The organism is Vibrio crassostreae (assembly GCF_041439375.1).
Lineage (GTDB): Bacteria > Pseudomonadota > Gammaproteobacteria > Enterobacterales > Vibrionaceae > Vibrio > Vibrio crassostreae_D.
The window spans coordinates 25,237-47,745 of the sequence record NZ_JBGONY010000039.1 but is presented as its reverse complement, the minus strand read 5'-3'; the positions used below and the strand labels follow the sequence as shown (position 1 = coordinate 47,745).

The window sequence follows — 22,509 nt, the reverse complement described above, 5'->3', positions numbered from 1 at the left end:
TAGATGATCTGATCGTAGCTTTAAGCATTAGTTCCCTGATTTAGGAAACAAAGCCCTGGAACTACGGCAGCTCCATTGCGTCTAAAAGAAAAGTCGATATCAAGATGAGGTGTGCCGTCCTCGCGAATCTGCCCCCATTCCAATTTAATGCCGTAGCTGTACATTATTTCTTTTAAAAGTCGTTCGTCTTTACTTTCGACGTTTCCTCTAATTAGGTAAGTAACAGTTGTGAACTCTCCAATGGTATTGCTGGGAGCTTCGTGAGTAGGTGTTTGGTTGCCTTGAAAGCGAGCGCATCCTGCTAAAATTACTGTAAGAAAGATTACAAGGTTTTTAATATGTTTAATCATTGGTCTAATAAAATATCGGTGTATATTCAATTTTAGTGAGCGTGCATCTTATTGATTTAAAATTAGAGTTCAAAAGTAACTTTTTGTCGTTTAGATAGAATTATTCTAACGAAGAACTTAAGTCGTGACTCCTAACGCTTAGCATCTGATATTCCATTACTGAGTTTCGTGTTTACGGCGCATTGGTTTAGGTTAGGTGGTAGCATTGTTCGCACCTAAATTGGTATTTATACGCTTTGAGGAACTAATGATTCAGAGTATTTATGACGAGATGTGGCAAAGGTTTGAGCTAGCATCAACTCACAACGATTATGAGCTAGACTCGAATCTATTAGATATTGCTAGTGATACCCGAAGGGGGATTACAGCTTTGGCATATTTAAAGCATGCTAATCGTTCTGTTCTTGATGAAATCATGAGCTTTCAGAAAGCAGTATGTGAAATAGAACCCAACCAATACTACCATCCGCTTGAAGAACTGCACCTAACCGTTCTGTCGGTAATTTCATGCGCACCAGAGTTTGAACTCAGCGAAATCAATATTCATTCTTATACCGAAATATTTCGTTCGGTCTTGAGTTCAAATCAACAGATAGAAATAAAATATCAAGGTGTTAGTGCGTCCCCCAATTGCATTCTACTGCAAGGTTTTCCTGTCAGTGATTCTTTGGAACAGTTTAGAAATGAACTTAGAACTCAATTAAGCGAAGCGGGGTTAAGGGTAACTTTTGACAGCCGTTATAAGTTGGTTACAGCGCACAGTTCATTAATTCGGTTCAGAGTTCCAATTAGTGATAGTCGGCAGCTTTTTAGGTTGTGTCAGCAGTATCGAAATTATGATTTCGGTAGCATCGTACTGAAAGACTTTGAACTGGTGTTTAACAACTGGTATCAAAACTTGGCAGTAACGAAGTCTTTGGCTAGAGGTTCTTTGTTAGACTAAACGCGCCTATAACAAGTACCTAAGAGTCAGCCTAAACCCCACATCATCAAATATCCAGTGCACGATTTCAAAAAAACAAACAACTAAATCAGAAACCCCAACGCTTGGCACTTTATGTCAATGTTGGGTTTGTTGTTTTGTAGAAAGTAAACCAAACAGGGCGCCAATAACGGCGCCCTTCGTATTAGTTGGCAACGCTGTAAGTGTCGTAGTCACGAAGTAAGAAGATTGCGATACAAGCTGCGAGCATTGGCCAAGAAGCGAAGAATAGAAGGTTGTTGAACGGGTCCATGTATTTTCCAAAAGAGGAAAAGGTTGAGCCTGCATGCAGGACTAAAATGGCTCCGTAGGTGTACTTTTTCCACATGCCTACAACGAATGCGCCTAAAAATCCGAGCTGCGCGACACCCAGAGCCATCATCGCATTGTTCGAGATGTCTATACCGTAAAAGCCAGACAGTACTTTTGTCGCGTGCTCAGGGACAAGGATCTTATCCAAGCCCCAGAATAAGAAGACGATAAAAATGCCGATTCTCAGCAGTAGTAGGCTAGTTGCCAGTTTGGTTTGAAGTGTCTTTTCCATGATATCCCTTGTGATGCATTCAATGATGCGATGATTTAAATGTTCATCAAAGGAGACCCATAGCCTTCGCGTTTTCTTTCGCAGTTTTTCAGTGGCTTATGTAACAGGAAATGTCTGGTTGGTTTGTTCCTCAACGTTATCGGACTCAAAATGCTGTTGCTTGAGTAAGCTGATAGTCAGGTTTATCGGCATCGGCTTATAAAAATAGAAGCCTTGAATATAATCGACGCCCAGTTTAGACAAGATGTTCACTTGGGATTCGTACTCGACACCTTCAACGATAACTTGCATGCCCAGAGTTTGAGAAAGTTGCAGCATGGATTCAAGCAAAGGGATACCAAGGCTGGACTCGTCTGAAATGTTTTTCACGAATACACGATCAATTTTGAGAATGCTGAACGGGAATTGCCTGACAAAGTCTAACCCTGCGTAACCAGTACCAAAGTCATCAATCGCGACTCTTACGCCCATGTTCGATAGTTTGGTTAGGTTGTCTCTAATTTTGACCATGTCGGCATCAGAACATTCACCATCCTCTGTTACTTCAAATACCACCTGTTTGAGAATCTCAGGGTGTCTTTTAAATATGCTAAGCACATTGTTAGAGAAGTTACTGTTAGACACGACGTTTCGGCTGATGTTGACGCTAATGTACTTTGACTCAAATACATCTTGATTGTTTTTCAATGTTATTAAGACTTTGCGTAATACGAAGTAGGTCAGTTCTTCAATCAAGCCTAAGCTTTCAGCAAGCGGTATGAAAATGGCAGGGGAGACGTTACCTTCAATGGGGTCGTTCCATCGTAATAGTGACTCACAGCCGACGATCTCGTTGGTGTTTTGGTTAACGATGGGTTGCATGTGTACATGTAGGTGTTTGTTTTTTAGCGCGCTTGAAAGTGAATACTCTAAGCTACGCTGGCTCTGCTTTTTGTGTTTAGCAGAGAGCAGGCAGATAGTGGTGATTCCCGCCATGAGAAATCCAAACCATGAAAAGCTCATGAGGAAGTGTATGTAGTACTGGTGTCCGATGTAGGAGGTAATGGCCAACGGGTAGGCATCTGATTGTATGCGTACTTCTGCGAAATATGAGCCGAGATCGGTAGGGTGGATATCTCTTTTAATCACTTCAACCTTAGAGTTTATACCATGGCTACTCAGGCTCGATTCTACAAGGTCGTAGATGAAGTGTGGCGGTATCATAAGGCTCACCCCGGCTTCTTCTTTGTTCGAGAAAATGAGCATGATGGATTGTACTTTAGTAATCGCTGCACTCGAGTAAGACAGAGTGGTTAAATTTGGATCTTCATTGAGCCTTTCTCGAATGGTGCTATATAAGCGAAACGACACATCACCATCCGTGGTTGAGCAATAAAAGCGGTTGTATTCATTGAATACGGCGGCTTCTTTTACCCAATCGGCATTGAATACATTTTGACGAAGCTCGGTCACGATGGTATCGCAAGATAGATCGGGTGTGATCCCTAAGAGAAAACGGTCAAACCTCACCTGGATTTCTTCAAGCCTTGTTTCCACTAGCTGTGAAGACTCTTCGGTTAACGCATTGTAGTGAGACGGTGTAAAAGGTATGAGTAATGCCATCGACAAAATGAAAGAAATGGCAAAGTAGAATGTGGTCTTGGCAAAATGTTGGTACTTAATATCCATAGTTGGAAAAGCGTTACCGATTGGATGAGCATTCGATTTAATTTATAAATTTAACGATTATGTAGCAAGAGTAATAATAAATATTGTGAATGCACGCATGTGTTATGCATTGAAATAGCGTATTTTATGCTCTTAGTATAAAAATCAGAGTGTTATACACCTCTAGAAAGTTTAGTAGGGCGCTGTGTTGCTAGAGCCTAAGTTTATGGAGTAGATGGGCTGAACGGCCTTTGGAGTGTGCGCTTGCTTCAAGTGTTGGGCTTCGAATAAGAAAGCAGTAGGGGATTGTCTTACTCTGCCTCCGATAAGTGTTACCGAGTAAGGATTCAATTTTGAATAATGTCAGCGTCACCCTTGTTCAGCTTGAAGTTGAATATAAAAACACACAAAAGAACATTGAGTCGGTATCTGATCTTTTGGAAGCGGAATCGACAGTCGGGGATATCACTCTGTTGCCTGAATTGTTCACTACTGGGTATATTTTTAACGATGCTGAAGAAATTCATGAACTGGCTGAAGACTTCAACGACAGTACTACTATTGATTCATTAACTCAGATGGCAGCGAAGCATCACACCTTGATTGTTGCTGGTATTGTAGAGAAAGATAGCGGGCAATATTACAATAGCGTCGTGGTGGTTGATGGTTCAGGTTTACTTCATAAATACAGAAAAATCAGTCAAACCAAATTCGACAAACAGTATTTTTCACGTGGGTGTGAGCTCCTTACATTTGAGCTCAAGGGCTTAAAGTTTGGTGTTGCGATTTGCTTTGATATTTGGTTCCCGGAGATCATGAGAGCGTATCAGTCGGTCGACGTTATTCTGCACCCGGCCAACTTTGGCGGTCACCACAGCTTTGCTATTGCTCAAGCGAGAGCTTTAGAAGAGGGGTGTCATGTCGTGACGTGTAATCGCGTTGGGCAGGATGTGGTTGATGCGTTTACCGCGACTTATTGTGGTAGCAGTAGAACCTATTCACCAAAGGGAGACTTAATGCTTCAGCTCAACGACAAGCAATCTGTAGAAACTGTGAGTATTCAAGATCTCTCGATTGCGCCGCAATACAATGGTATTGATGTCGAAGATGAGATCCAGCACATAACCGCCCTGTTAAACCGTTAGACCGTTAAATCGTTAGAACAAAGACTAGAGCGACATAAGATCGAAAAGCGCAAAGTGATTAAACCTTGCGCTTTGGTTTGAGAGTGAATTTTTTTAAGTTTTATCATTCATTTGAGTCTGGCGCTCAATCGAATTAACCGCTTTCATCCGCTGAGCTTGATGTATGTTGACCGTCAGTCGATTGAGCAGCTTTTGCAGCAGTTCAATATCAGGCAGTTGCTGATCTTTTGCCTGTACTTCTAGCTCTAATGCCTGCTTAGAAAGCATGTTGAGACCTAAGTTTAGCGACATACCTTTAATGGAGTGCAAGGTGCGACATAGTGGCTCTAACTCCTTCGATAAATAGTATTCGATGACTCGATCAACAGACTGTTCGAACTCAATAATGGTTGAATCGATAAGTAAGCTGAATCCTTCCGTGTCGTCTTTAAGTATGCGTATCACTTCTGACTGACTTATCTCTTCTTCTGTTAATCTCAGTGTTTCAATTGGCTTGCGATGAAGTTCGACGATGTTTTCGATGTCACTCGAGCCTTCGGTTTTTATTTGCTTAGGTAATCGATTCGAAAATTGTTGCAGGGCGTCGAAAAAGCTCTCTTGTTGCAGAGGTTTAGTCAGAATATGGTCGACACCGGCTTGAATGAAGTTGTCATGAGCTTCACGGAAAACATCGGCCGTGTAGGCGAATATCAAGGTGTCGAGTTTTAGTTTCTCGCGGATGTACTGAGTGGTCTCGATCCCGTTCATTTCCGGCATGTGATTGTCCATCAAGATCAGATCGTATTGATTGGTTTTGAGGCGTTCAATTGCCAATTTGCCATTCTCCGAAAGATCAACATGGTGGCCGAGCTTTTCACAGAAGCCTTGTGCCACGATCGCATTAATACGATTGTCTTCCACCAATAAAATACGCAATGAATCGCAAGTCAGGTTTTCTGTATTGATTACTGGTGTGACGACATCGCCTGTTTTTCCTTCTTGCCATGCGATAGGTAGAGAAACTTGGAATTTTGTGCCAAGCCCAACAGCGCTCGTCAGTGTTATTTCACCATTCATTAGGCTGACTAGATTCTTAACGATCGCGAGGCCAAGCCCCGTCCCGCCAAACTTTCTTGTGGTTGAAGTGTCAGCTTGTTCAAACGAATTAAAAATTTGCTCGTGTTTGTCTTTTGGAATGCCAATACCCGTGTCTGTTACCGTGAGAATAAGTTGGTTGTTTGGTCTGTTGAGATCCGCTTGAATGGATACGTGACCTTCTTTGGTAAATTTGGTCGCATTACCGCCCAAGTTGAACATGATCTGACGTAATCTTGCACAGTCTCCGATCAGCTGGATGCTTGTTGGTATATTATTTTCGATTAACAGGCGAATGCCTTTTTCATCGGCCAAAGGTTTAAGCGCGCTACGTACAGGTTGTATTACTTGGACAAAATTAAAGGGTGCAAAGTCTAACTCAAGTTTATTTTCTTCCACTTTCGAGAAATCTAATATGTCGTTGAGTATCGTCATTAAATGATGGCCAGAATCGAGAATGAGATCGATGTTCTCTTTTGTTTCCGGCTCTTGGGTTTGGCTGGCAATGATCTGGGAGATACCAAGTACTCCATTCATTGGCGTTCGAATCTCGTGGCTCATGGTCGACAGAAACTCGCTCTTAGCCTTTACCGCCGCTTCTGCTTTGGTTCTTTCTTCGACTAACTCCTGATTTTTCTCTCGCATTTCGCTGTCATTTTTTACGAGGTTTGTTGTCATTTTTTGAAAGCTTTGTGTGAGGAGAGCCACTTCGTCTTGGCTGTCGTTCTTTGAACCAAGTTCGAGAGTCGCAGCACCTTGTGTCAAATGGCCAGCGGCAACTTGGTTCGCTGCTTGAAGTAGAGTGTGTAATCTTCGTTTAATTCGCTTGGACGACCACGTAGCGACAAGGAGTGAGATAAACACCGAAAACAGTGTTCCCAGAATGAGTACATAACTGGTTTGATTGGCTGAGCTTTCGGACTTGGCGACTCTGACACTGATAAGTTGTTGTTCAATTTCAATAAATTGAGCAATCTCTTGACGGACCTCATCAATCAATTTTTTTCCGGTTTGCTGCTGAGTGAGGTCGATGACACTTTGTATTCCAGCTTCGCCTTTATTGACAAGGCTGCGTTGATTGATCTCTTTCTCTCCAGACTGTTTCAGCCATGTTTTATGAATATCCTCGATTCTATATAGGCGTTCTACTTGAGGTGGGTTATCACTCACTTGAGTCGCAAGGGTTTGGAGTTTTTGAGGCCATACATCAAGCGCTAAATGGTAGGGTTCTAAAAAAACAGGATCTCCCGTGATCAAGTAACCACGTTCAGCCGTTTCTATGTCGACCGTTAAGCTGAGAAGTTCTTGAGCCCGAGCGATGGCTTTATGTGTGTGTACAACCCAATTATTGTCTTTTACAACCGTTCGGGTGTTTTCATGGACAGAAAAAGCCACGATAAGCATCAAAGCGATAGGAATCAAAAAGCTGACTAATAGCTTTTTCTGTAGGGATATATTGTCAAACCAACCCGCGATCATAAAACAGCGCTCTCCATGTCGTTGTTATTCACTGTTAGTGTAGATGATAATCAGTCGTTAAGTGCGCAAATAGTTGCTGAGTGCGTAAATACATATTTTAGCGTGTAAGTTTCGTATATTAACGGCATTTTAGGGGCGATTAAGCGGCGTTATTATGTTTCAAAGACAAAAAAGCTAGCCCGAATAAGCTAGCTTTCAACTGTATCATGGGCGGGTTGAGCCCTAAATCGCTTTTACGCTGCTTCGCTCTACAAGAGTCGGTTCTAGTTCAACGACTTGCGGGTAGGCGTCTGGCGTTTGTAGTCGGCTTAACAGGGTATCGACCGCCGCTTTACCTAAACGGTGCTTTGGCTGGTGGATTGTGGTTAAAGCGGGTGTCATGTACTTAGATAAGTGGATGTCATCGTAGCCAATGATAGACAGGTCATTTGGAATCAATGTGCCATCTTGAGCTGCCGCATGAATCACACCCATCGCCATCATGTCGTTACTAACGAACAAGGCCGAAGGCATTTGACCACGAGCTTTCAATGTTTGGTAAGAATCAAAGCCACCATCGCATTCGAAGTTTGATTCAACAATCCACTTAGGGTTGATCTCTAAATTCGCTTCTTCCATTGCTTGTTTATAGCCTTGATAACGAGAAGAAGCTTGGTTGCGATGCAGTGGGCCAGTAATACAGCCAATATCCGAGTGACCATTATCGATCAGGTGTTTGGTTGCCATGTAGCCACCTTGATGCGAATTGTCTTGGATCTTATCACTTGCGAACAGCATTGGGCCCCAGTCCATTACCACGACAGGTAACTCTGGGTAGCGCTCGAATACATCGATATGTTGACCTTCAAGCGTTGAACACATCAGCATCAAGCCATCGACACGCTTTTGTAGCAAGGTATCGATAGAGGATTTCATGCGTTCGCTGTCGCCTTCGGTGTTACATAAGATGAGGTTGTAGCCTTTTTCGTAGCAACGACGCTCAACACCTTTCACCACTTCGCCAAAGAATGGGTTGGTAGAGGTAGTAACCAGCATGCCCAAGGTTTTGGTTTGCTTCATTTTCAAGCTGCGAGCTAATGCAGACGGCGCATAGTTGAGTTCTTTAGCCGCACTGTTAACACGCTCAGCAATCTCTTCACTGACAAAACGTGACTTGTTCATCACGTGGCTCACGGTAGACGTTGAAACCTTTGCAACCCGAGCGATGTCTTTCATTGTTGCCATAAAAAATCCTTGTGGGAGTAACTTGCCACGTTGCGCGATATTCTGCCTGAAAACAGGGGCTTATGCTTACTTATTTATAGTTTGAGAGCTAATTACTAAGCCGATAAACGTTCTGCTAAAAACGCGTCTGTTTCAGCTCGGCTTGGAATCGACGTTTGAGCGCCAAAGCGAGTCACAGAAATTGCAGCCGCTGCATGAGCAAACTTAATAGCGCGCTCTAGCGGCATGTCTTCAAGCAAACCGGTAACTAATGCGCCGTTAAAGGTGTCACCTGCAGCGGTGGTGTCAGTCGCTTCAACACGGAAGCCTGCGATCAACTCGCCTTCACCTGCTTCATTCCCTTGACCTTGATGACTTACCCAAACACCTTTAGCGCCAAGTGTGATCATCACAGTCTCGATGCCTTTAGCATGCAAAGCCAAAGACGCTTGGTGAGCAGATGCGCTGTCGGTTACGGTAATGCCCGTCAGTACTTCCGCTTCGGTTTCGTTTGGCGTAATTATATCAACACAAGCAAGCAGTGAATCTGACAAAGGGCGAGCAGGTGCAGGGTTTAGAATTACGTGAGTTCCGCTCTCTTTTGCGGTTTTTGCTGCGTATTCAATGCCTTCAATTGGCGTTTCGAGCTGAGTCAGCAGGTATTTAGCGCTGCGAATCTTCTCTAGATGCGGTTCGATTTGATCGCAAGTCAGCTTGTTGTTGGCTTCTGCAGAAAGACAAATGCTGTTTTCACCGGTTGCGGATACTTGGATCATTGCAATGCCAGTTGGTGTGTTGTCTGCAACGATAACACCGTCGATGTTGATGCCATCTTTAGCGAAGTCTTGACGGATGTTGATGCCAAATGGGTCGTCACCAACACAGGCGATAAAACCGATATCTGCGTTTAAGCGCGCAGCCGCGACCGCTTGGTTTGCGCCTTTACCGCCAGGAATGACCTGATAGTTACCGCCAATCAAGGTTTCACCCGGGCGAGGGAAAGAAGGAACTTGTAGTACGTGGTCTGCGTTAACGCTACCTAAAACAATCAGTTGAGTCATGATACGAGCCTTATGATATATCGTATTTGAAAATGCATGGGTCTTTCTCATTACGTTAATTCACATTACGTTAATTCTCGTTACGTAAATCGCTCGCCTTGTTAGACGGCGTATGAGAAACAGCGATGCACTGTCGGTATTTTTGTTTTTGGTCTTGAGCCAGCGAGCTAATGAGCAGGGAGATAGGGGACTCCCTGCTTAAATTAGATTCCAGCGCTAAACTGAGTGATTAAATAGAGTTACTTAGCGATGATTTTTAGAGGTACTGGTACGTACTCGTCTACTGTTTCGCCTTTAAGCACTTTGTCTGCCATCTCGATACCTAGAGAGCCGATTAGGTCTGGCTGTTGTGCAACGGTTGCGCCAAGTAGGCCACGGTTAACTGCTGCGATGCCGTCTTCAGTGCCGTCGAAGCCAACGATCATTACGTCTTTACCAGATGCTTGAACTGCGCGAAGTGCACCTAGTGCCATTTCATCGTTTTGAGCAAATACTGCTTGTACATCTGGGTTCGCTGCAAGTAGGTTTTCCATTACGTTCAGACCTTTAGTACGGTCAAAATCAGCAGGTTGGCTTGCTAGAAGCTCTAGGCCGCTGCCGTTTACCGCGTTCATGAAGCCTTCACCACGTTCACGAGCTGCAGAAGTACCTGCGATGCCTTCAAGTTGAATTACTTTCGCTTTTTCGCCCACTTTTTCCATAATGAAGTGACCCGCCATTTCACCACCGATTACGTTATCAGATGCGATGTGGCTCACTACGTCACCACGGCTTGCGCCACGGTCTAGTGTTAGTACTGGGATGTTAGAGCGGTTAGCCATGCGAATTGCGTTAGACACAGCGTCTGAATCCGTTGGGTTGATCAGGATTGCCTTAACACCACGAATGGTTAGATCTTCAATGTTCGAAAGCTCTTTGCTTGGGTCGTTTTGAGAATCAAGAACGATAAGCTTGTAGCCTAGCTCTTCAGCTTTCGCTTCTGCGCCATCTTTCATGGTTACGAAGAATGGGTTGTTCAATGTAGACAGAACGATTGCCATTGTATCTTGCGCCTGTGCAGACACAGATACTGTTGTAGAAAGAAGAGCAGCAGAAATAAGAGTCGCTAATTTTTTCATGGTGTAAGTCCTTTGTGTAGGGTGAGCTAGGAGGTGAGTCCTAGCTCGTAGTTACATTATTTATAGATTCTAATATTTAAAGGTAAAGCAGGGTGTTACTTGTATTAACCTAGAGTGTGGATAGGTTTTATTTGTTTTTGTTGTCGACCAATACCGCCAGAAGAATAACCACTGCTTTTGCAATCATCTGGTAGTAAGAAGATACGTCTAATAGGTTTAGGGCGTTGTTTAGGAAGCCGATAATCAATGCACCAATCAATGTGCCCATGATGCGGCCACGACCGCCGGCTAAGCTTGTGCCGCCAAGAACCACGGCTGCGATAGCGTCTAGCTCATAACCCATACCTGCGGTTGGTTGAGCAGATGACAAACGCGATGCCACGATGATGCCTGCCACTGCAGCTAGCAGACCACAGATTGCGTAAACACCGATTTTTACTTTGTCTACGTCGATGCCTGATAGGCGAGTTGCTGATTCGTTGCCACCCAGTGCGTAAACGTAGCGACCAAAGCGTGTGTGGTTAAGTAGGTACCATACTGCTGCGAATACCACGACCATGATCCATACTGGAACCGGTACACCCATTGCGTAGCCAGTACCGAACCAAGCGAATGCGTCTGCTGTGTCTGTGAAGCCTGTTGAAATAGGACGACCATCTGTGTAAACCATGGTTACGCCGCGAAGTAGTGTCATGGTGACAAGCGTTGCGATGAAGGCTTGAACCTTACCCTTAGCGATAATCACACCACTAATCGCACCTAATGCTGCACCTGCTACAAGAGCGGTTGGTACTGCGATCATCACAGGGATTTCCATGCCAATCATGCTGGCTGCGAACGCACCACAAAGCGCCAGTACAGAACCAACACTCAAGTCGATACCCGCGGTTAAGATAACCAGCGTCATACCTACAGCGATAATTGCGTTAACCGAGGTTTGGCGCAGAATGTTTAGGATGTTGTCGACAGTAAAGAAGTTCGGGTTTAAGAAAGAAACGACAACAATCAGGAAGAGCAAAGCAATCAATGACTTTTGATCAATCAGCCACTCTTTGCTGATTAACGGTTTTTTCTTTGGAGCTTCAGTTGTTTTGCTCATGGTTTTAGTACTCATGCTGCGTCCTCGTTGATCTTTTTACCGACCGCACACGCCAGTAATAATTCTTGGTTTGCTTCTTTAGCATCAAATTCACCGCTTACACGGCCTTCATGCATCACCATGATGCGGTCACTCATTCCTAACACTTCTGGCATTTCAGATGAGACTAAAATGATGCTCATGCCGTCGGCTTTAAATTTATTAATGAGTTGGTAAATCTCTTTCTTAGCACCGACATCGACACCACGGGTTGGCTCGTCGAGAATCAGTACTTTTGGTTTGGTCATCAAGCCCTTAGCGATAGCCACTTTCTGTTGGTTACCACCAGAAAGGTTGCCAATAATCTGTTCGCGCGTCGGGGTTTTGATGTTGAATAGCTTGATGAAGTCATCTACTGCAATCACTTCGTCTTTATGTTGGATTTGACCGCTCTTTGTTAGTAGGTCTAGTGAACATAACGACATGTTTTCTTTAACAGAAAGCCCTAGAACTAAGCCATCGCCTTTACGGTCTTCAGAGATGTAAGCAATGCCATTGGCCAAGCCGTCTTTCGGGCTTACAGGGTTGATGGTTTTATTTTCTAGGTTGATGACGCCGCGTTCACTTGGAAGGGCACCGTAAATCACTTTCATCAGTTCAGTTCGGCCAGCACCCATTAGGCCAGCTACACCCAGGATTTCACCGCGTTTTAGCGTAAAGCTCACATCGTGAACACCAGAACCCGTCAGGCCAATCACTTCAAGACAAGTTTCACCATGGCTCTGGCCGATACGTGGATATTGTTCGTCTAACTTACGACCAACCATCATTTCGATTAGGCCATCTTCGTCGGTGTCTTTTACTTCACACTGACCAATGAACTTACCGTCACGCAGCACGGTGATGTCATCACAAATCTCGAAGATCTCTTTCAAACGGTGAGAGATGTAAACAATGCCACAGCCTTCATCGCGCAGTTCGTTGATTACTTTGAACAGAGATTCGGTTTCAGTATCGGTTAGGGCATCTGTTGGTTCATCCATGATGATGACCTTAGACTCAAACGATAGGGCTTTCGCAATCTCTACCATTTGTTGCTCACCTAGGCTCAGTTCGCCTAGTGGTGTTTTGGAGCTGTGTTTTACGTTAAGGCGTTTAAGTAGTTTGTCGGCTTCTTGGTACATCTCGTTCCACAAGATGCGACCCATGGTGCTCGTGATTTCACGACCTAAGAAGATGTTCTCGGCGATGGTTAACTCAGGGATTAGATTCAGTTCTTGGTGAATGATGCTAATACCTGCTTGTTGAGAATCACGCGGCCCTTTAAATGCTGCAGGTTTTCCTTGGTAGGCGATAGTGCCGCCGTCCAAGTGATAGATACCCGTAAGCACTTTCATTAGTGTTGATTTACCCGCACCGTTTTCACCCATTAACGCCATTACGCGTCCTGGATAAACGTTGAGGCTTGCCTTATCCAGTGCTTTAACACCAGGGAAGGCTTTCTCAATTGAGCTAAGTTCTAAAATGGCTTGAGTCATGTCGGTTCCTTTACTCGGGGCCAGTTGTATTTGGTTGTGTCTGTGTTTGGTTTAGCTTTTTTTTAAAACGTTACGCCAGCTTGGAAAATAACATTTGCGTATGGTGTACACTCCCCAGTGCGAATCACTGCACGGCTATCATGGGTGCGCTGTTTAAATTCTTCATGAGTGATGTAAGTAATCGAAAGCGATTTGCCACAACGTACTTCTTCTGTCTTGATTAAATCAATCAGTGATGCGTGATGTTCTGGGCTTACTTTCGCAAACTCTTCTGCAATCACAACGCCTTCAATTTGAGATTCATCTAATAGGGTTTTTACTGTTTGTTGAAAGCTCGGTACACCATGAGTCAGTGCAAGATCAATGCGAGTTACGTGGTCTGGAATCGGCAAGCCTGCGTCACAAATCGTGATTTCATCTGTGTGGCCAAGAGTCGCCACTAGGTAAGAGAGTTCAGAGTTTATTAGAGTACTTTTTTTCATATCACGACCTATCGAAAAATAACGTTTGATGGGTTGAGAACAACTCAAGAAAAGCCATCGAAACGTTTCGATAGTGATAATAGTGTCTGATTTATCATTTGCACGTTTGATTGTTTTAGAGTGTGATAACGATCATCGAAACGTTTCGATGGGGCGTTTTTTAGTGATCTCAGTCAACGCCATTGATTGCATAAATTTGGCTACGTGGGTTCAATTGATAGCACATAGCCAAACTTACTGATGGTTATTATCTGGACATTTGGTGTTCTCAATCGCGCGAAGACATTGCGTAGGTTATAAACCACATTAGCCAGAGCATGAGGTGACGAGAGATGCCCGTCCCAACACACATCAACAATATGCTCTCTTGAAACCGGCCTTCCAATATTTTCTATCAGCAAACAGAGCACTGCCAAAAGGTGAGGGCGCAACGTTATTTTGTTTCCCTGTGAGTTAGTGATAGTTCGAGCGTCGATATCAAGGGTTAAGCCGTTGAGGTTTATGGTGTGGGTCATCGTGTTTCTATTCGTCTTCTTTTGAATGGTGGAGATTGATTGGGTAGTTCGTTAGGGGTGCTAGTAATTCAAAGCGCGCGGATTATGCGAAATAACACCACTCTTGAAAGTAAGCGTTCGTAAGTCTGCGCAAATAAAATCTAAAAATGGGATGGTTTGAAAATTGAGTTGAAGGTTTTATTTAGAAAAGACGTATTTTTATTTCTTTATTATTCATGTGTTTATTTGGGTATTACTGATTGTGTTGTTTGAAATGACAAAGTGATTACATTTTTATTTATTTTTTTGTTTTCTGTGAGCTTAACCTGCTTGCGAATTCGACGGGGTGTCGGATAACTCTAACAAGATTGTGCAGCAGAGGAAGGCGTAACAATCTTGATTTGCAATAAGTAAGGTCAAGCAGTAATGAACAACAAATTAATTTTAAGCATCGCGCTGATGTCAGCCGTGGCGGCAAGCAATGTAATGGCATCCGATAGTGGTTTTTATCTAGGTGGTGCAATCGGTACTTCTGGTATTGATGATGGAGGGTTAATTGATTCTCAAGCTCCTGTTACTTTTAAAGCAGAAGACAATACTTACCGATTAATTGCTGGTTACAAGTTTAACCGCATTGTGTCGATTGAGGCTCAATATACAGACTTTGGTGATATTGCTCTTAAAACCAATTCTGGAGACAAGGTTTTCACTTGGACACCTCAAATCTTTTCTGTAACGGCTAACCTTGGCTACACGTTTGATAATGGCGTGCGTCCATTTGGTACGATTGGTTTATCTACGATTGACTTAGATATGGAGCTTGCAGATGGATCGCGACCATCAGGTAATGGATTTGATGATACTGGTGATGGAATCCGCATGGGAGTTGGGGTTGAATACACGCCACCAACCATGTCTGCGTTGAGCTTCCGATTAGCGTATGAGGCTGATGCTTTTAATGTTGATAGTTATGACTATGGATATAAAACTGAAAAGACAGTTGTACTTGATTCGTTCTACCTTGGTGCGATGTACACCTTCTAAGTTTCACACTTTGTTAAACGGTAAATCGGTTTCTAAATGGGGCGTCGGTTGGCTCAACCCGTTTGGCTAAAGTGGAAAGCCGCAGTTTTGAACTGCGGCTTTTTTAATGCTTATCTTTGGTGAATCTTGAGTGAGAACGTCATCGAATCGCTAGGCTTCACGGATATGCGCAGTAGCAGAGACGACGGCATGATCAGTACTGAATTGGTCGTGTTCAAAGCTTGGATTGGTCAGGTGATGGTCTAACACTGTGTAGCTCGAGATCTCCATCAAGCTTGATGAGTTCTGGCAATCAAACTCGTTCGACATCAAAATGTAATCTAGTACAGACCCTGAAGCACCGTAGTAATGGGTTGGTTTACGCTGCTCAAGCAAGTCTTCCTCATGCAGTTGATGGTAAAGATCCCAACTGTCTCTTAATCGGAAATGTGATAGCCAATGTCTGCTCGCTTCATCTCGATTCAATGAATAGCTGAGTAACCCTTTGAACTCATCGTTGAATAGGGGCTTGTTAAAGTCGCCCATCAATACAACTGGTTGATCAGTTTGGTAGCGTTGATTGGTGATGTATTTATGCAGCATTTGAGCTTCTAGACCACGTTGAACACTCGATAACCACGATCCTAGTTGTTCCTGATGAAGCTTAACCAAGGCGTCGCTTTGCGGCTTTTTATCTGTTGAACTGCCACTGGAATCTAGCGGTTCAGATTTGGGTTCGGTCGGACGCTGAGATTTGAAGTGCACAACATAACAATCGGTCGCGCCTAAGTGAGGCAGAGTAATGGTCGCGTGGACAGGCGTTCGGTTGAATGAAAATTTGTCGCTAAGGTTGAAGGCTGAAAGTAGCTCTGAATCTGGTGCCACAGGCTCCACGTTTTCAATTGGGTAGCGCGATGCAATACCAACGACAGGAGAGGTGTACAGGTAATCATCTTCAACATGTGCGCTATCGACCACTGCAAAGTAAGGGTAACCCAGTTCTTTCACTAATTGCTCTAAAGACTCAGGGCTAAATATCTCTTGGAAGCCAATCACATCGCAATCTAATGAACGAATCGCTTCAGCCATCCAATGTTGCTTCTTTTGCCATTCTTCGAAGCTGTAGATGTTCTCAAAATCATAATAAGCATTCGGTGGCTCGAGATAGTTCAAAAGGTTGAACGTTGCGAATGTTATTTGGTTTGGTTTGTTCAAAGTGTCATTCCATTTAGACCTAGGCAGCAAGGATACTCCAGTAAAGTATAGTTTGTTGATTATTTAGAACCTAAATTTCACTTTAGAAGTGAATTAAAGAGAATCTAAGCCGTGGAGGCTTGTGTCATTCACGCTAGAGCAATCTCCGTGCTTCTGTACTTTCCAATGCCACTAAAGTAATCAACGCAATCAAAGCTAACGGCATCCAATAACTTCGAGCGGTGACGAGTAATTTGTAAATAAACCGTCAGAGATAGAGTGCTGATGGTTTTATTAGTTATTACATGATGTTAGATTTGAACCTATACTTGATTTAGCGGTGCGCATTCAAAGCCGATTAATCAACTTGAATATAGAATTCATGACATTTGAAGGGAGAGTCAAATGGGAACAGTTTTTCGACGCAAAGCCTCGCAACGCACTCAGTTTTTCAGGTTTAACTTGAAGTCATGTGCAATCATGTTGCCGCTTATTGCTTTACAACCCTCCGTTACTTACGCTTCTGATACCCAATCAACACCTGCTGTCACCGTAATTGAAACCACACAACTGGTTGGTTTTGGCGAAGCAAAATATCCAGCCGACTTCACTCACTTTGATTACGTTAATCCTGATGCGCCAAAGCAGGGCAAAGTGACTTATGGCAGCATAGGTACTTACGATAGCTTTAATCGATTCGGTTCTCGCGGCGTTGCTGCAAGTTATACTGGAGAGATCTACGATACCTTGATGTTTTCTCCGAGCGACGAGATTGATGCTTATTATCCATTGATCGCTTCAAAGGTTCGCTACGCCAGTGATTTCACTTGGATGGAAATCGATATCAACCCAAAAGCTAGATTCAATGATGGCGAGCCTATTACGGCTCATGATGTGGCATTTACCTTTAATAAGTTTTCAACAGAGGGTGTTCCTCAATACCGTGTGTATTACAAAGAAATTAAATCAGTTACCGCAGTTTCTGATTTAGTGGTTCGTATTGAGATGGAGAAGCCAAACCGCGAGAAGTTGTTTAGCTTTGCCCAAAGTACCCGCGTATTACCAGAGCATTATTGGAAAGACAGAAAACTGTCTGAGCCTCTAAGTGAACCGCCTGTGGGAAGTGGCCCATATAAGATCATCAGCTATAAATCGGGTCAAAGCGTGACTTACGGTTTAGATGAAAACTACTGGGCAGCCGATTTACCCGTTAACGTTGGTCGTAATAATTTCAAGCAAGTGCAATACGATTACTACCGTGACGACACCGTAATGCTGGAAGCCTTCAAAGCTGGGGAGTTCGACCTTCGAACTGAAAATTCCGCTAAGTTCTGGGCAAACTCTTATACAGGCGCGAACTTCGACAAAGGCTACATCATCAAAGAAGAGATTAACCATGAGAAGCCTGAAACGACTCAAGGTTTTGTCTTCAACATTCAATCTCCTGTGTTTTCTGATCCTAAGGTGCGCGAAGCATTAACCTACGCGATGGACTTTGAGTGGATGAACAAGAACATGTTCTACGGTCAATACAAACGTACTCGTAGTTACTTCCAAAACACAGACTATGAAGCGAAAGGCTTACCAAGCGAAGCTGAAGTAGAGTTGCTGTCTCAATACAAAGATCAGATTCCACCGAGAGTTTTCACAGAAGAATTCCAACCTCCGGTCACCGATGGTAGTGGCCGTATTCGTAGCCAAATGCGTACAGCTTTCAAACTCTTGAAGGAAGCGGGTTGGGTTCTGAAAGACAAAGTCATGACCAACGAAAAGACTGGCAAGCCGATGTCTTTCGAGTTGTTGATTTACAGCCCAACCACGGAGCGTATTGCAACGCCAGTTCAAAAGAACCTGAAGCGTATGGGTATTGAGATGAAGATCCGTACCATCGATACGACGCAATACATTAAGCGCTTGCGTGATCGTGATTTCGACATGGTTTCGTCGTCATTTTCTGCAAACCCTTATCCAAGCCCGAACTTAATGATCGTTTGGAACTCTAACTACATTGATTCTACTTACAATACGGCAGGTGTGATGGATCCTGTGGTTGATGCGTTAACAGAACAAATCGCACGTAACCAGCAGAACCCTGAAAAGCTACTTACGCTGGGTCGCTCGCTTGATCGTGTGTTGCAGTGGAATTTTTACAACATCCCTCAATGGCACGTTGGCGAATACCGCGTAGCGATGTGGGACAAGTTTGAGCGTCCGGATGTATTACCTAAATACGATTTAGGCATCGATACATGGTGGATTTCAGAAGAGAAGGCGGCTTTGCTTCCTGAAAAACGTCGCTAGGAGTTAGTTAGCATGGCCGCGTATATATTTCGGCGTTTACTGTTGGTGATCCCCACGCTGTGGGCGATCATCACCATCAACTTTTTTATTATTCAGATCGCGCCAGGTGGTCCGGTAGAGCAAGCCGTGGCTCAGTTAGAAGGGCACAACTCCGGTATCATGGAGCGCTTTTCTGGTGGTGGACAAGAAGTTGATTTAAGCGAAAGTGACCAAGCGTCTGCCAGTGGTTATAAAGGCTCTCGAGGGCTTGATCCGGAAGTGGTTGAAGAGATCAAAAAGCAGTTTGGTTTTGATAAGCCGATTCACGTTCGCTACTTTGATATGTTGAAAAACTACGCGACCTTTAACTTTGGTGAAAGCCTGTTTAAGGGCGGAAACGTGATTGATTTGATCATTGAGCGTTTACCTGTCTCCATTTCCTTAGGGTTGTGGAGTACGTTAATCATCTATGTGATTTCGATACCCTTAGGCATCATGAAGGCGATACATCACGGCTCGCGCTTTGATATTTGGTCGAGTGCGGTGGTGATTGTTGGTTATGCGGTGCCGGGATTCTTGTTTGCGATTATTCTGATTATCTTATTCGCGAGTGGTAACTACTTCAGTTGGTTCCCATTGCGCGGGTTAGTCTCGAGTAACTTCGACCAGCTTAACTGGTCTCAGCAAATTGGCGACTACTTCTGGCACTTAGCGTTGCCTATTTTCGCCATGGTCATCGGCGGCTTCGCCACGCTCAGCATGCTGACCAAAAACTCCTTCCTTGATGAAATCAATAAGCAATATGTGGTGACCGCGAGAGCGAAAGGTTTGGACGAGAGCAGCATTCTCTACAAGCACGTTTTCCGTAACGCGATGTTGATTATTATTGCCGGTTTCCCGAGCGCATTTATTAGTATTTTCTTCACGGGTTCTATGTTGATTGAGGTAATGTTTTCACTCGAAGGCATTGGTCTGCTTGGCTTTGAGTCCACTATTCAACGTGATTACCCAGTGGTATTTAGCTCTTTGTATATTATGACCTTACTTGGCTTGGTGCTGAGCATTATCTCCGACCTGACTTATACCTGGGTTGATCCTCGAATTGATTTTGAAGCGCGTTAATGGCGAATGAATAACAAGGTATTGATAATAAATGTTTAACAACCCTTTAGCTGAAGCTCGTTGGTTACGTTTTAAAGCAAACAAGCGTGGTTTTATCTCCCTTTGGATATTTACCATATTGTTTGGATTGAGCTTGTTCGCTGAGATCATTGCCAACGATAAACCATTATTGGTTTCGTATGATAATCAGTGGTTTGTGCCCGTCATCAATGAATACGCCGAGACGGAATTTGGTGGTGAGTTTGAAACCGAGGCCGACTACAAAGACCCGTATGTTATCGAACTCATTGAAGACAGTGGTTATATCGTGTGGCCAATCATTCCCTTTAGCTACGACACGATAAATTTCGATATTTCAGGCGCTGTGCCTTCGGAACCTGATTCAGTGAATTGGCTCGGAACTGATGATAAAGGGCGAGACGTATTGGCTCGCATCATTTATGGGTTCCGTATCTCTGTTTTGTTTGGTTTTATTCTGACGATTGTGTCGAGCGTGATAGGTGTGGTTGTCGGTGCAACACAAGGGTACTACGGTGGCTGGGTTGATCTATTCGGGCAGCGCTTCATTGAGGTGTGGTCTGGTATGCCGACCTTATTCTTGTTGATCATTCTGTCGAGTTTTATAGAGCCGAACTTCTGGTGGCTGCTTGGAATTATGGTGCTATTCAGTTGGATGAGTTTGGTTGGGATTGTTCGAGCTGAATTCTTACGCTGTAGAAACTTTGATTACGTACGAGCCGCGCAAGCGATGGGTGTTGATGACAAACGCATTATGCTTCGTCACATGCTACCCAACGCGATGGTCGCTTCGTTAACCATGATGCCGTTTATTCTTTCAGGTTCAGTGACCACGTTAACTTCGTTAGATTTCTTGGGCTTTGGTCTTCCTGCGGGTTCGCCTTCATTAGGTGAGCTATTGGCGCAAGGTAAAGCTAACTTGCAAGCGCCTTGGCTTGGCATTTCTGCTTTCGTCGTACTTTCACTGATGTTGACGTTACTTGTCTTCGTTGGTGAAGCAGTACGTGATGCCTTCGACCCACATCAACAGAAGTAAGGATAGGTTATGACTTCAAATACAGTTCCTGCTTCTCCAGTTTTGACGATAGACAAACTGTCTGTCGGTTTCGGACGGAAAAACTCGATAGAACAAGTGACGCAAGATGTCTCTTTAGAAATATACAAAGGTGAGACATTAGCGTTGGTGGGCGAGAGTGGTTCAGGCAAATCGGTTACCGCTAATTCAGTGTTAAAACTGCTGCCTAAAGGCTCGTCGCACTACTTAAACGGTAAGATTAACTTCTCTGGTACCGATATTCTGAGTTGTTCAGAAAGGCAACTGCGCGGGATTCGTGGTGGTCGCATCGGCATGATCTTCCAAGAACCCATGGTTTCGCTTAATCCGCTTCATCGAGTCGGTAAGCAGCTGGTTGAAACCTTAGCAATTCATCGTGGTATGCGAACCAACAAAGCACAAGCCTTGGCGATAGAGTGGCTTTCAAAGGTTGGCATTCGCTATCCTGAGCAAAAGATTTCAGCCTATCCGCACGAGCTATCTGGTGGAGAACGCCAGCGCGTGATGATCGCGATGGCACTGATCAATGAACCAGAGCTGCTTATTGCTGATGAGCCGACAACGGCTTTGGATGTATCGGTGCAAGCGCAGATCCTCGACCTTCTAAAAGACCTGCAGCAAGAGCTGGGTATGGCAATGCTTTTCATTACTCATGACTTGAGTATCGTTCGTAAGATTGCCGACAGAGTAGCAGTAATGAAAGATGGTCGCTTGGTCGAAAGTAACGACTGTCATACCCTGTTTAACGCGCCTGCTCACCCTTACACTCAAAAACTTATTAACTCTGATCCGAAAGGTTTGCCCGTTCCTGTGTCACCCGAAAGCAAACCGCTACTCGATGTAAATCAACTTCGTGTTTGGTTCCCGATCACGGGCGGTTTATTCAAGCGCACAATTTCTCATGTTAAAGCTGTGACCGACATGGAGTTCAATTTGAAGAAAGGGCACTCAATCGGTTTGGTTGGCGAAAGTGGTTCTGGTAAATCGACGACCGGTATGGCGATACTTAAGCTGGTAGATAGTGAAGGGTCAATCACCTACTCGAGTGAACAGCTTCAAGGTTTAGATCGAAAACAGATGCTTCCGTTTAGAAGCCGTATGCAAGTAGTCTTTCAAGACCCGTTTTCTGCGCTAAACCCGAGAATGTCGGTCGCTCAGGTGATTGGCGAAGGTTTGTTAGTGCATCAACAATTGGATGAGCACGAACTCGACCAACGTATCTGTGACGTAATGAAAGAGGTCGACTTAGACCCAGAAACTCGCCACCGTTACCCGAATGAGTTTTCTGGCGGGCAGAGGCAACGTATCGCCATTGCACGAGCTCTGATCCTTAAGCCAGAGTTTATCTTGCTAGATGAACCAACATCGTCATTAGACAGAACGGTACAAGCGCAAGTGTTAGATCTACTCAAGTCACTTCAAGAAAAGTATGGCCTGACCTATTTGTTTATCAGTCATGATTTGAATGTCGTGAAATCCTTGTGTCATTACACCATTGTCATGAAAGCTGGCGAGGTGATTGAGAAGGGTGACACTGAGACTTTGTTTGGTAATCCGCAACATGAATATACCAAGCAACTTGTCAGCCTCTCGAATGTTGGTGGTGCTCTATAGCGTAGGTGT

19 protein-coding genes are annotated in these 22,509 nt (G+C 44.1%); 7 read left to right on the top strand and 12 right to left on the bottom strand.

Going from position 1 to position 22,509, the window contains the following annotated elements; translation table 11 throughout:
* Window positions 1-20: 20 nt before the first annotated feature.
* Window positions 21-350, bottom strand: coding sequence for a hypothetical protein (locus tag ACED45_RS16035; RefSeq protein WP_371714452.1), 330 nt, complete (start codon window positions 348-350; stop codon window positions 21-23).
* Window positions 351-597: 247 nt separating this feature from the next.
* Between ACED45_RS16035 and ACED45_RS16030 the strand changes: the two genes are divergently transcribed.
* A complete protein-coding gene (locus ACED45_RS16030) occupies window positions 598-1,293 on the top strand; it encodes a 2'-5' RNA ligase family protein (RefSeq protein WP_248384366.1) in 696 nt (231 codons plus the stop codon).
* A 184-nt stretch (window positions 1,294-1,477) separates the two neighbouring features.
* Here the strand turns inward: ACED45_RS16030 and ACED45_RS16025 are convergent, their stop codons facing one another.
* Window positions 1,478-1,876: a hypothetical protein gene (locus tag ACED45_RS16025; protein WP_248641684.1), complete on the bottom strand. Its 399-nt coding sequence runs from the start codon at window positions 1,874-1,876 to the stop codon at window positions 1,478-1,480.
* A 96-nt stretch (window positions 1,877-1,972) separates the two neighbouring features.
* A complete protein-coding gene (locus tag ACED45_RS16020; RefSeq protein ID WP_371714451.1) occupies window positions 1,973-3,544 on the bottom strand; it encodes an EAL domain-containing protein in 1,572 nt (523 codons plus the stop codon).
* 332 nt (window positions 3,545-3,876) lie between these two features.
* Between ACED45_RS16020 and ACED45_RS16015 the strand changes: the two genes are divergently transcribed.
* The gene (locus ACED45_RS16015; RefSeq protein ID WP_371714450.1) at window positions 3,877-4,668 is read left to right on the top strand and encodes a carbon-nitrogen hydrolase family protein; all 792 of its coding nucleotides are present in this window, start codon (window positions 3,877-3,879) and stop codon (window positions 4,666-4,668) included.
* A gap of 93 nt (window positions 4,669-4,761) precedes the next feature.
* Here ACED45_RS16015 and ACED45_RS16010 read toward each other — a convergent pair whose 3' ends face one another.
* The 8 genes from ACED45_RS16010 to ACED45_RS15975 all read right to left on the bottom strand — a co-directional run bounded on the left by ACED45_RS16010 (window position 4,762) and on the right by ACED45_RS15975 (window position 14,216).
* Window positions 4,762-7,221 (bottom strand): CHASE3 domain-containing protein, encoded by a 2,460-nt coding sequence (locus ACED45_RS16010; RefSeq protein ID WP_371714449.1) that lies wholly within the window; start codon window positions 7,219-7,221, stop codon window positions 4,762-4,764.
* Window positions 7,222-7,443: 222 nt separating this feature from the next.
* Window positions 7,444-8,445, bottom strand: a complete 1,002-nt coding sequence (locus ACED45_RS16005) for a substrate-binding domain-containing protein (RefSeq protein ID WP_108208732.1) — start codon at window positions 8,443-8,445, stop codon at window positions 7,444-7,446.
* A gap of 95 nt (window positions 8,446-8,540) precedes the next feature.
* Complete coding sequence (rbsK, locus tag ACED45_RS16000; protein WP_371714448.1) at window positions 8,541-9,485, bottom strand: ribokinase; 945 nt, start codon at window positions 9,483-9,485, stop codon at window positions 8,541-8,543.
* A gap of 239 nt (window positions 9,486-9,724) precedes the next feature.
* The gene (rbsB, locus tag ACED45_RS15995; protein ID WP_371714447.1) at window positions 9,725-10,603 is read right to left on the bottom strand and encodes a ribose ABC transporter substrate-binding protein RbsB; all 879 of its coding nucleotides are present in this window, start codon (window positions 10,601-10,603) and stop codon (window positions 9,725-9,727) included.
* Window positions 10,604-10,730: 127 nt separating this feature from the next.
* Window positions 10,731-11,717, bottom strand: coding sequence for a ribose ABC transporter permease (gene rbsC, locus ACED45_RS15990; RefSeq protein WP_017060855.1), 987 nt, complete (start codon window positions 11,715-11,717; stop codon window positions 10,731-10,733).
* Window positions 11,714-13,219: a ribose ABC transporter ATP-binding protein RbsA gene (gene rbsA / locus ACED45_RS15985; RefSeq protein WP_371714446.1), complete on the bottom strand. Its 1,506-nt coding sequence runs from the start codon at window positions 13,217-13,219 to the stop codon at window positions 11,714-11,716. The genes rbsC and rbsA overlap by 4 nt, the downstream gene beginning before the upstream one ends.
* Before the next feature lie 62 nt (window positions 13,220-13,281).
* The gene (gene rbsD, locus ACED45_RS15980) at window positions 13,282-13,701 is read right to left on the bottom strand and encodes a D-ribose pyranase (protein ID WP_146490154.1); all 420 of its coding nucleotides are present in this window, start codon (window positions 13,699-13,701) and stop codon (window positions 13,282-13,284) included.
* Window positions 13,702-13,901: 200 nt separating this feature from the next.
* Window positions 13,902-14,216 (bottom strand): winged helix-turn-helix domain-containing protein, encoded by a 315-nt coding sequence (locus ACED45_RS15975; RefSeq protein WP_285954605.1) that lies wholly within the window; start codon window positions 14,214-14,216, stop codon window positions 13,902-13,904.
* A 405-nt stretch (window positions 14,217-14,621) separates the two neighbouring features.
* Between ACED45_RS15975 and ACED45_RS15970 the strand changes: the two genes are divergently transcribed.
* Window positions 14,622-15,239 carry a porin family protein gene (locus tag ACED45_RS15970; protein WP_048663435.1) on the top strand — a complete coding sequence of 206 codons (618 nt, stop codon included), beginning with the start codon at window positions 14,622-14,624 and terminating at the stop codon, window positions 15,237-15,239.
* A 150-nt stretch (window positions 15,240-15,389) separates the two neighbouring features.
* Here ACED45_RS15970 and ACED45_RS15965 read toward each other — a convergent pair whose 3' ends face one another.
* On the bottom strand, window positions 15,390-16,433 hold the full coding sequence (locus ACED45_RS15965) for an endonuclease/exonuclease/phosphatase family protein (RefSeq protein ID WP_371714445.1): 1,044 nt from the start codon (window positions 16,431-16,433) through the stop codon (window positions 15,390-15,392).
* Between the two features lie 384 nt (window positions 16,434-16,817).
* Between ACED45_RS15965 and ACED45_RS15960 the strand changes: the two genes are divergently transcribed.
* The 4 genes from ACED45_RS15960 to yejF are packed head-to-tail and all read left to right on the top strand — an operon-like array spanning window position 16,818 to window position 22,500.
* Entirely contained in the window at window positions 16,818-18,713 is a 1,896-nt protein-coding gene (locus ACED45_RS15960) for an extracellular solute-binding protein (protein WP_371714444.1), read from the top strand.
* A gap of 12 nt (window positions 18,714-18,725) precedes the next feature.
* The gene (locus tag ACED45_RS15955; protein ID WP_371714443.1) at window positions 18,726-19,814 is read left to right on the top strand and encodes a microcin C ABC transporter permease YejB; all 1,089 of its coding nucleotides are present in this window, start codon (window positions 18,726-18,728) and stop codon (window positions 19,812-19,814) included.
* 31 nt (window positions 19,815-19,845) lie between these two features.
* The gene (locus ACED45_RS15950; RefSeq protein WP_048608646.1) at window positions 19,846-20,868 is read left to right on the top strand and encodes an ABC transporter permease; all 1,023 of its coding nucleotides are present in this window, start codon (window positions 19,846-19,848) and stop codon (window positions 20,866-20,868) included.
* Between the two features lie 9 nt (window positions 20,869-20,877).
* Window positions 20,878-22,500 (top strand): microcin C ABC transporter ATP-binding protein YejF, encoded by a 1,623-nt coding sequence (yejF, locus tag ACED45_RS15945; RefSeq protein WP_371714442.1) that lies wholly within the window; start codon window positions 20,878-20,880, stop codon window positions 22,498-22,500.
* Window positions 22,501-22,509: the final 9 nt, after the last annotated feature.

Excerpts from the sequence above, each read along its gene's own strand:
- ACED45_RS16035 (WP_371714452.1), bottom strand. The coding sequence starts at position 350 with ATGATTAAACATATTAAAAACCTTGTAATCTTTCTTACAGTAATTTTA.
- ACED45_RS16030 (WP_248384366.1), top strand. The coding sequence starts at position 598 with ATGATTCAGAGTATTTATGACGAGATGTGGCAAAGGTTTGAGCTAGCA.
- ACED45_RS16025 (WP_248641684.1), bottom strand. The coding sequence starts at position 1,876 with ATGGAAAAGACACTTCAAACCAAACTGGCAACTAGCCTACTACTGCTG.
- ACED45_RS16020 (WP_371714451.1), bottom strand. The coding sequence starts at position 3,544 with ATGGATATTAAGTACCAACATTTTGCCAAGACCACATTCTACTTTGCC.
- ACED45_RS16010 (WP_371714449.1), bottom strand. The coding sequence starts at position 7,221 with ATGATCGCGGGTTGGTTTGACAATATATCCCTACAGAAAAAGCTATTA.
- ACED45_RS16005 (WP_108208732.1), bottom strand. The coding sequence starts at position 8,445 with ATGGCAACAATGAAAGACATCGCTCGGGTTGCAAAGGTTTCAACGTCT.
- rbsK (WP_371714448.1), bottom strand. The coding sequence starts at position 9,485 with ATGACTCAACTGATTGTTTTAGGTAGCGTTAACGCAGACCACGTACTA.
- rbsB (WP_371714447.1), bottom strand. The coding sequence starts at position 10,603 with ATGAAAAAATTAGCGACTCTTATTTCTGCTGCTCTTCTTTCTACAACA.
- rbsC (WP_017060855.1), bottom strand. The coding sequence starts at position 11,717 with ATGAGTACTAAAACCATGAGCAAAACAACTGAAGCTCCAAAGAAAAAA.
- rbsA (WP_371714446.1), bottom strand. The coding sequence starts at position 13,219 with ATGACTCAAGCCATTTTAGAACTTAGCTCAATTGAGAAAGCCTTCCCT.
- rbsD (WP_146490154.1), bottom strand. The coding sequence starts at position 13,701 with ATGAAAAAAAGTACTCTAATAAACTCTGAACTCTCTTACCTAGTGGCG.
- ACED45_RS15975 (WP_285954605.1), bottom strand. The coding sequence starts at position 14,216 with ATGACCCACACCATAAACCTCAACGGCTTAACCCTTGATATCGACGCT.
- ACED45_RS15970 (WP_048663435.1), top strand. The coding sequence starts at position 14,622 with ATGAACAACAAATTAATTTTAAGCATCGCGCTGATGTCAGCCGTGGCG.
- ACED45_RS15960 (WP_371714444.1), top strand. The coding sequence starts at position 16,818 with ATGGGAACAGTTTTTCGACGCAAAGCCTCGCAACGCACTCAGTTTTTC.
- ACED45_RS15955 (WP_371714443.1), top strand. The coding sequence starts at position 18,726 with ATGGCCGCGTATATATTTCGGCGTTTACTGTTGGTGATCCCCACGCTG.
- ACED45_RS15950 (WP_048608646.1), top strand. The coding sequence starts at position 19,846 with ATGTTTAACAACCCTTTAGCTGAAGCTCGTTGGTTACGTTTTAAAGCA.
- yejF (WP_371714442.1), top strand. The coding sequence starts at position 20,878 with ATGACTTCAAATACAGTTCCTGCTTCTCCAGTTTTGACGATAGACAAA.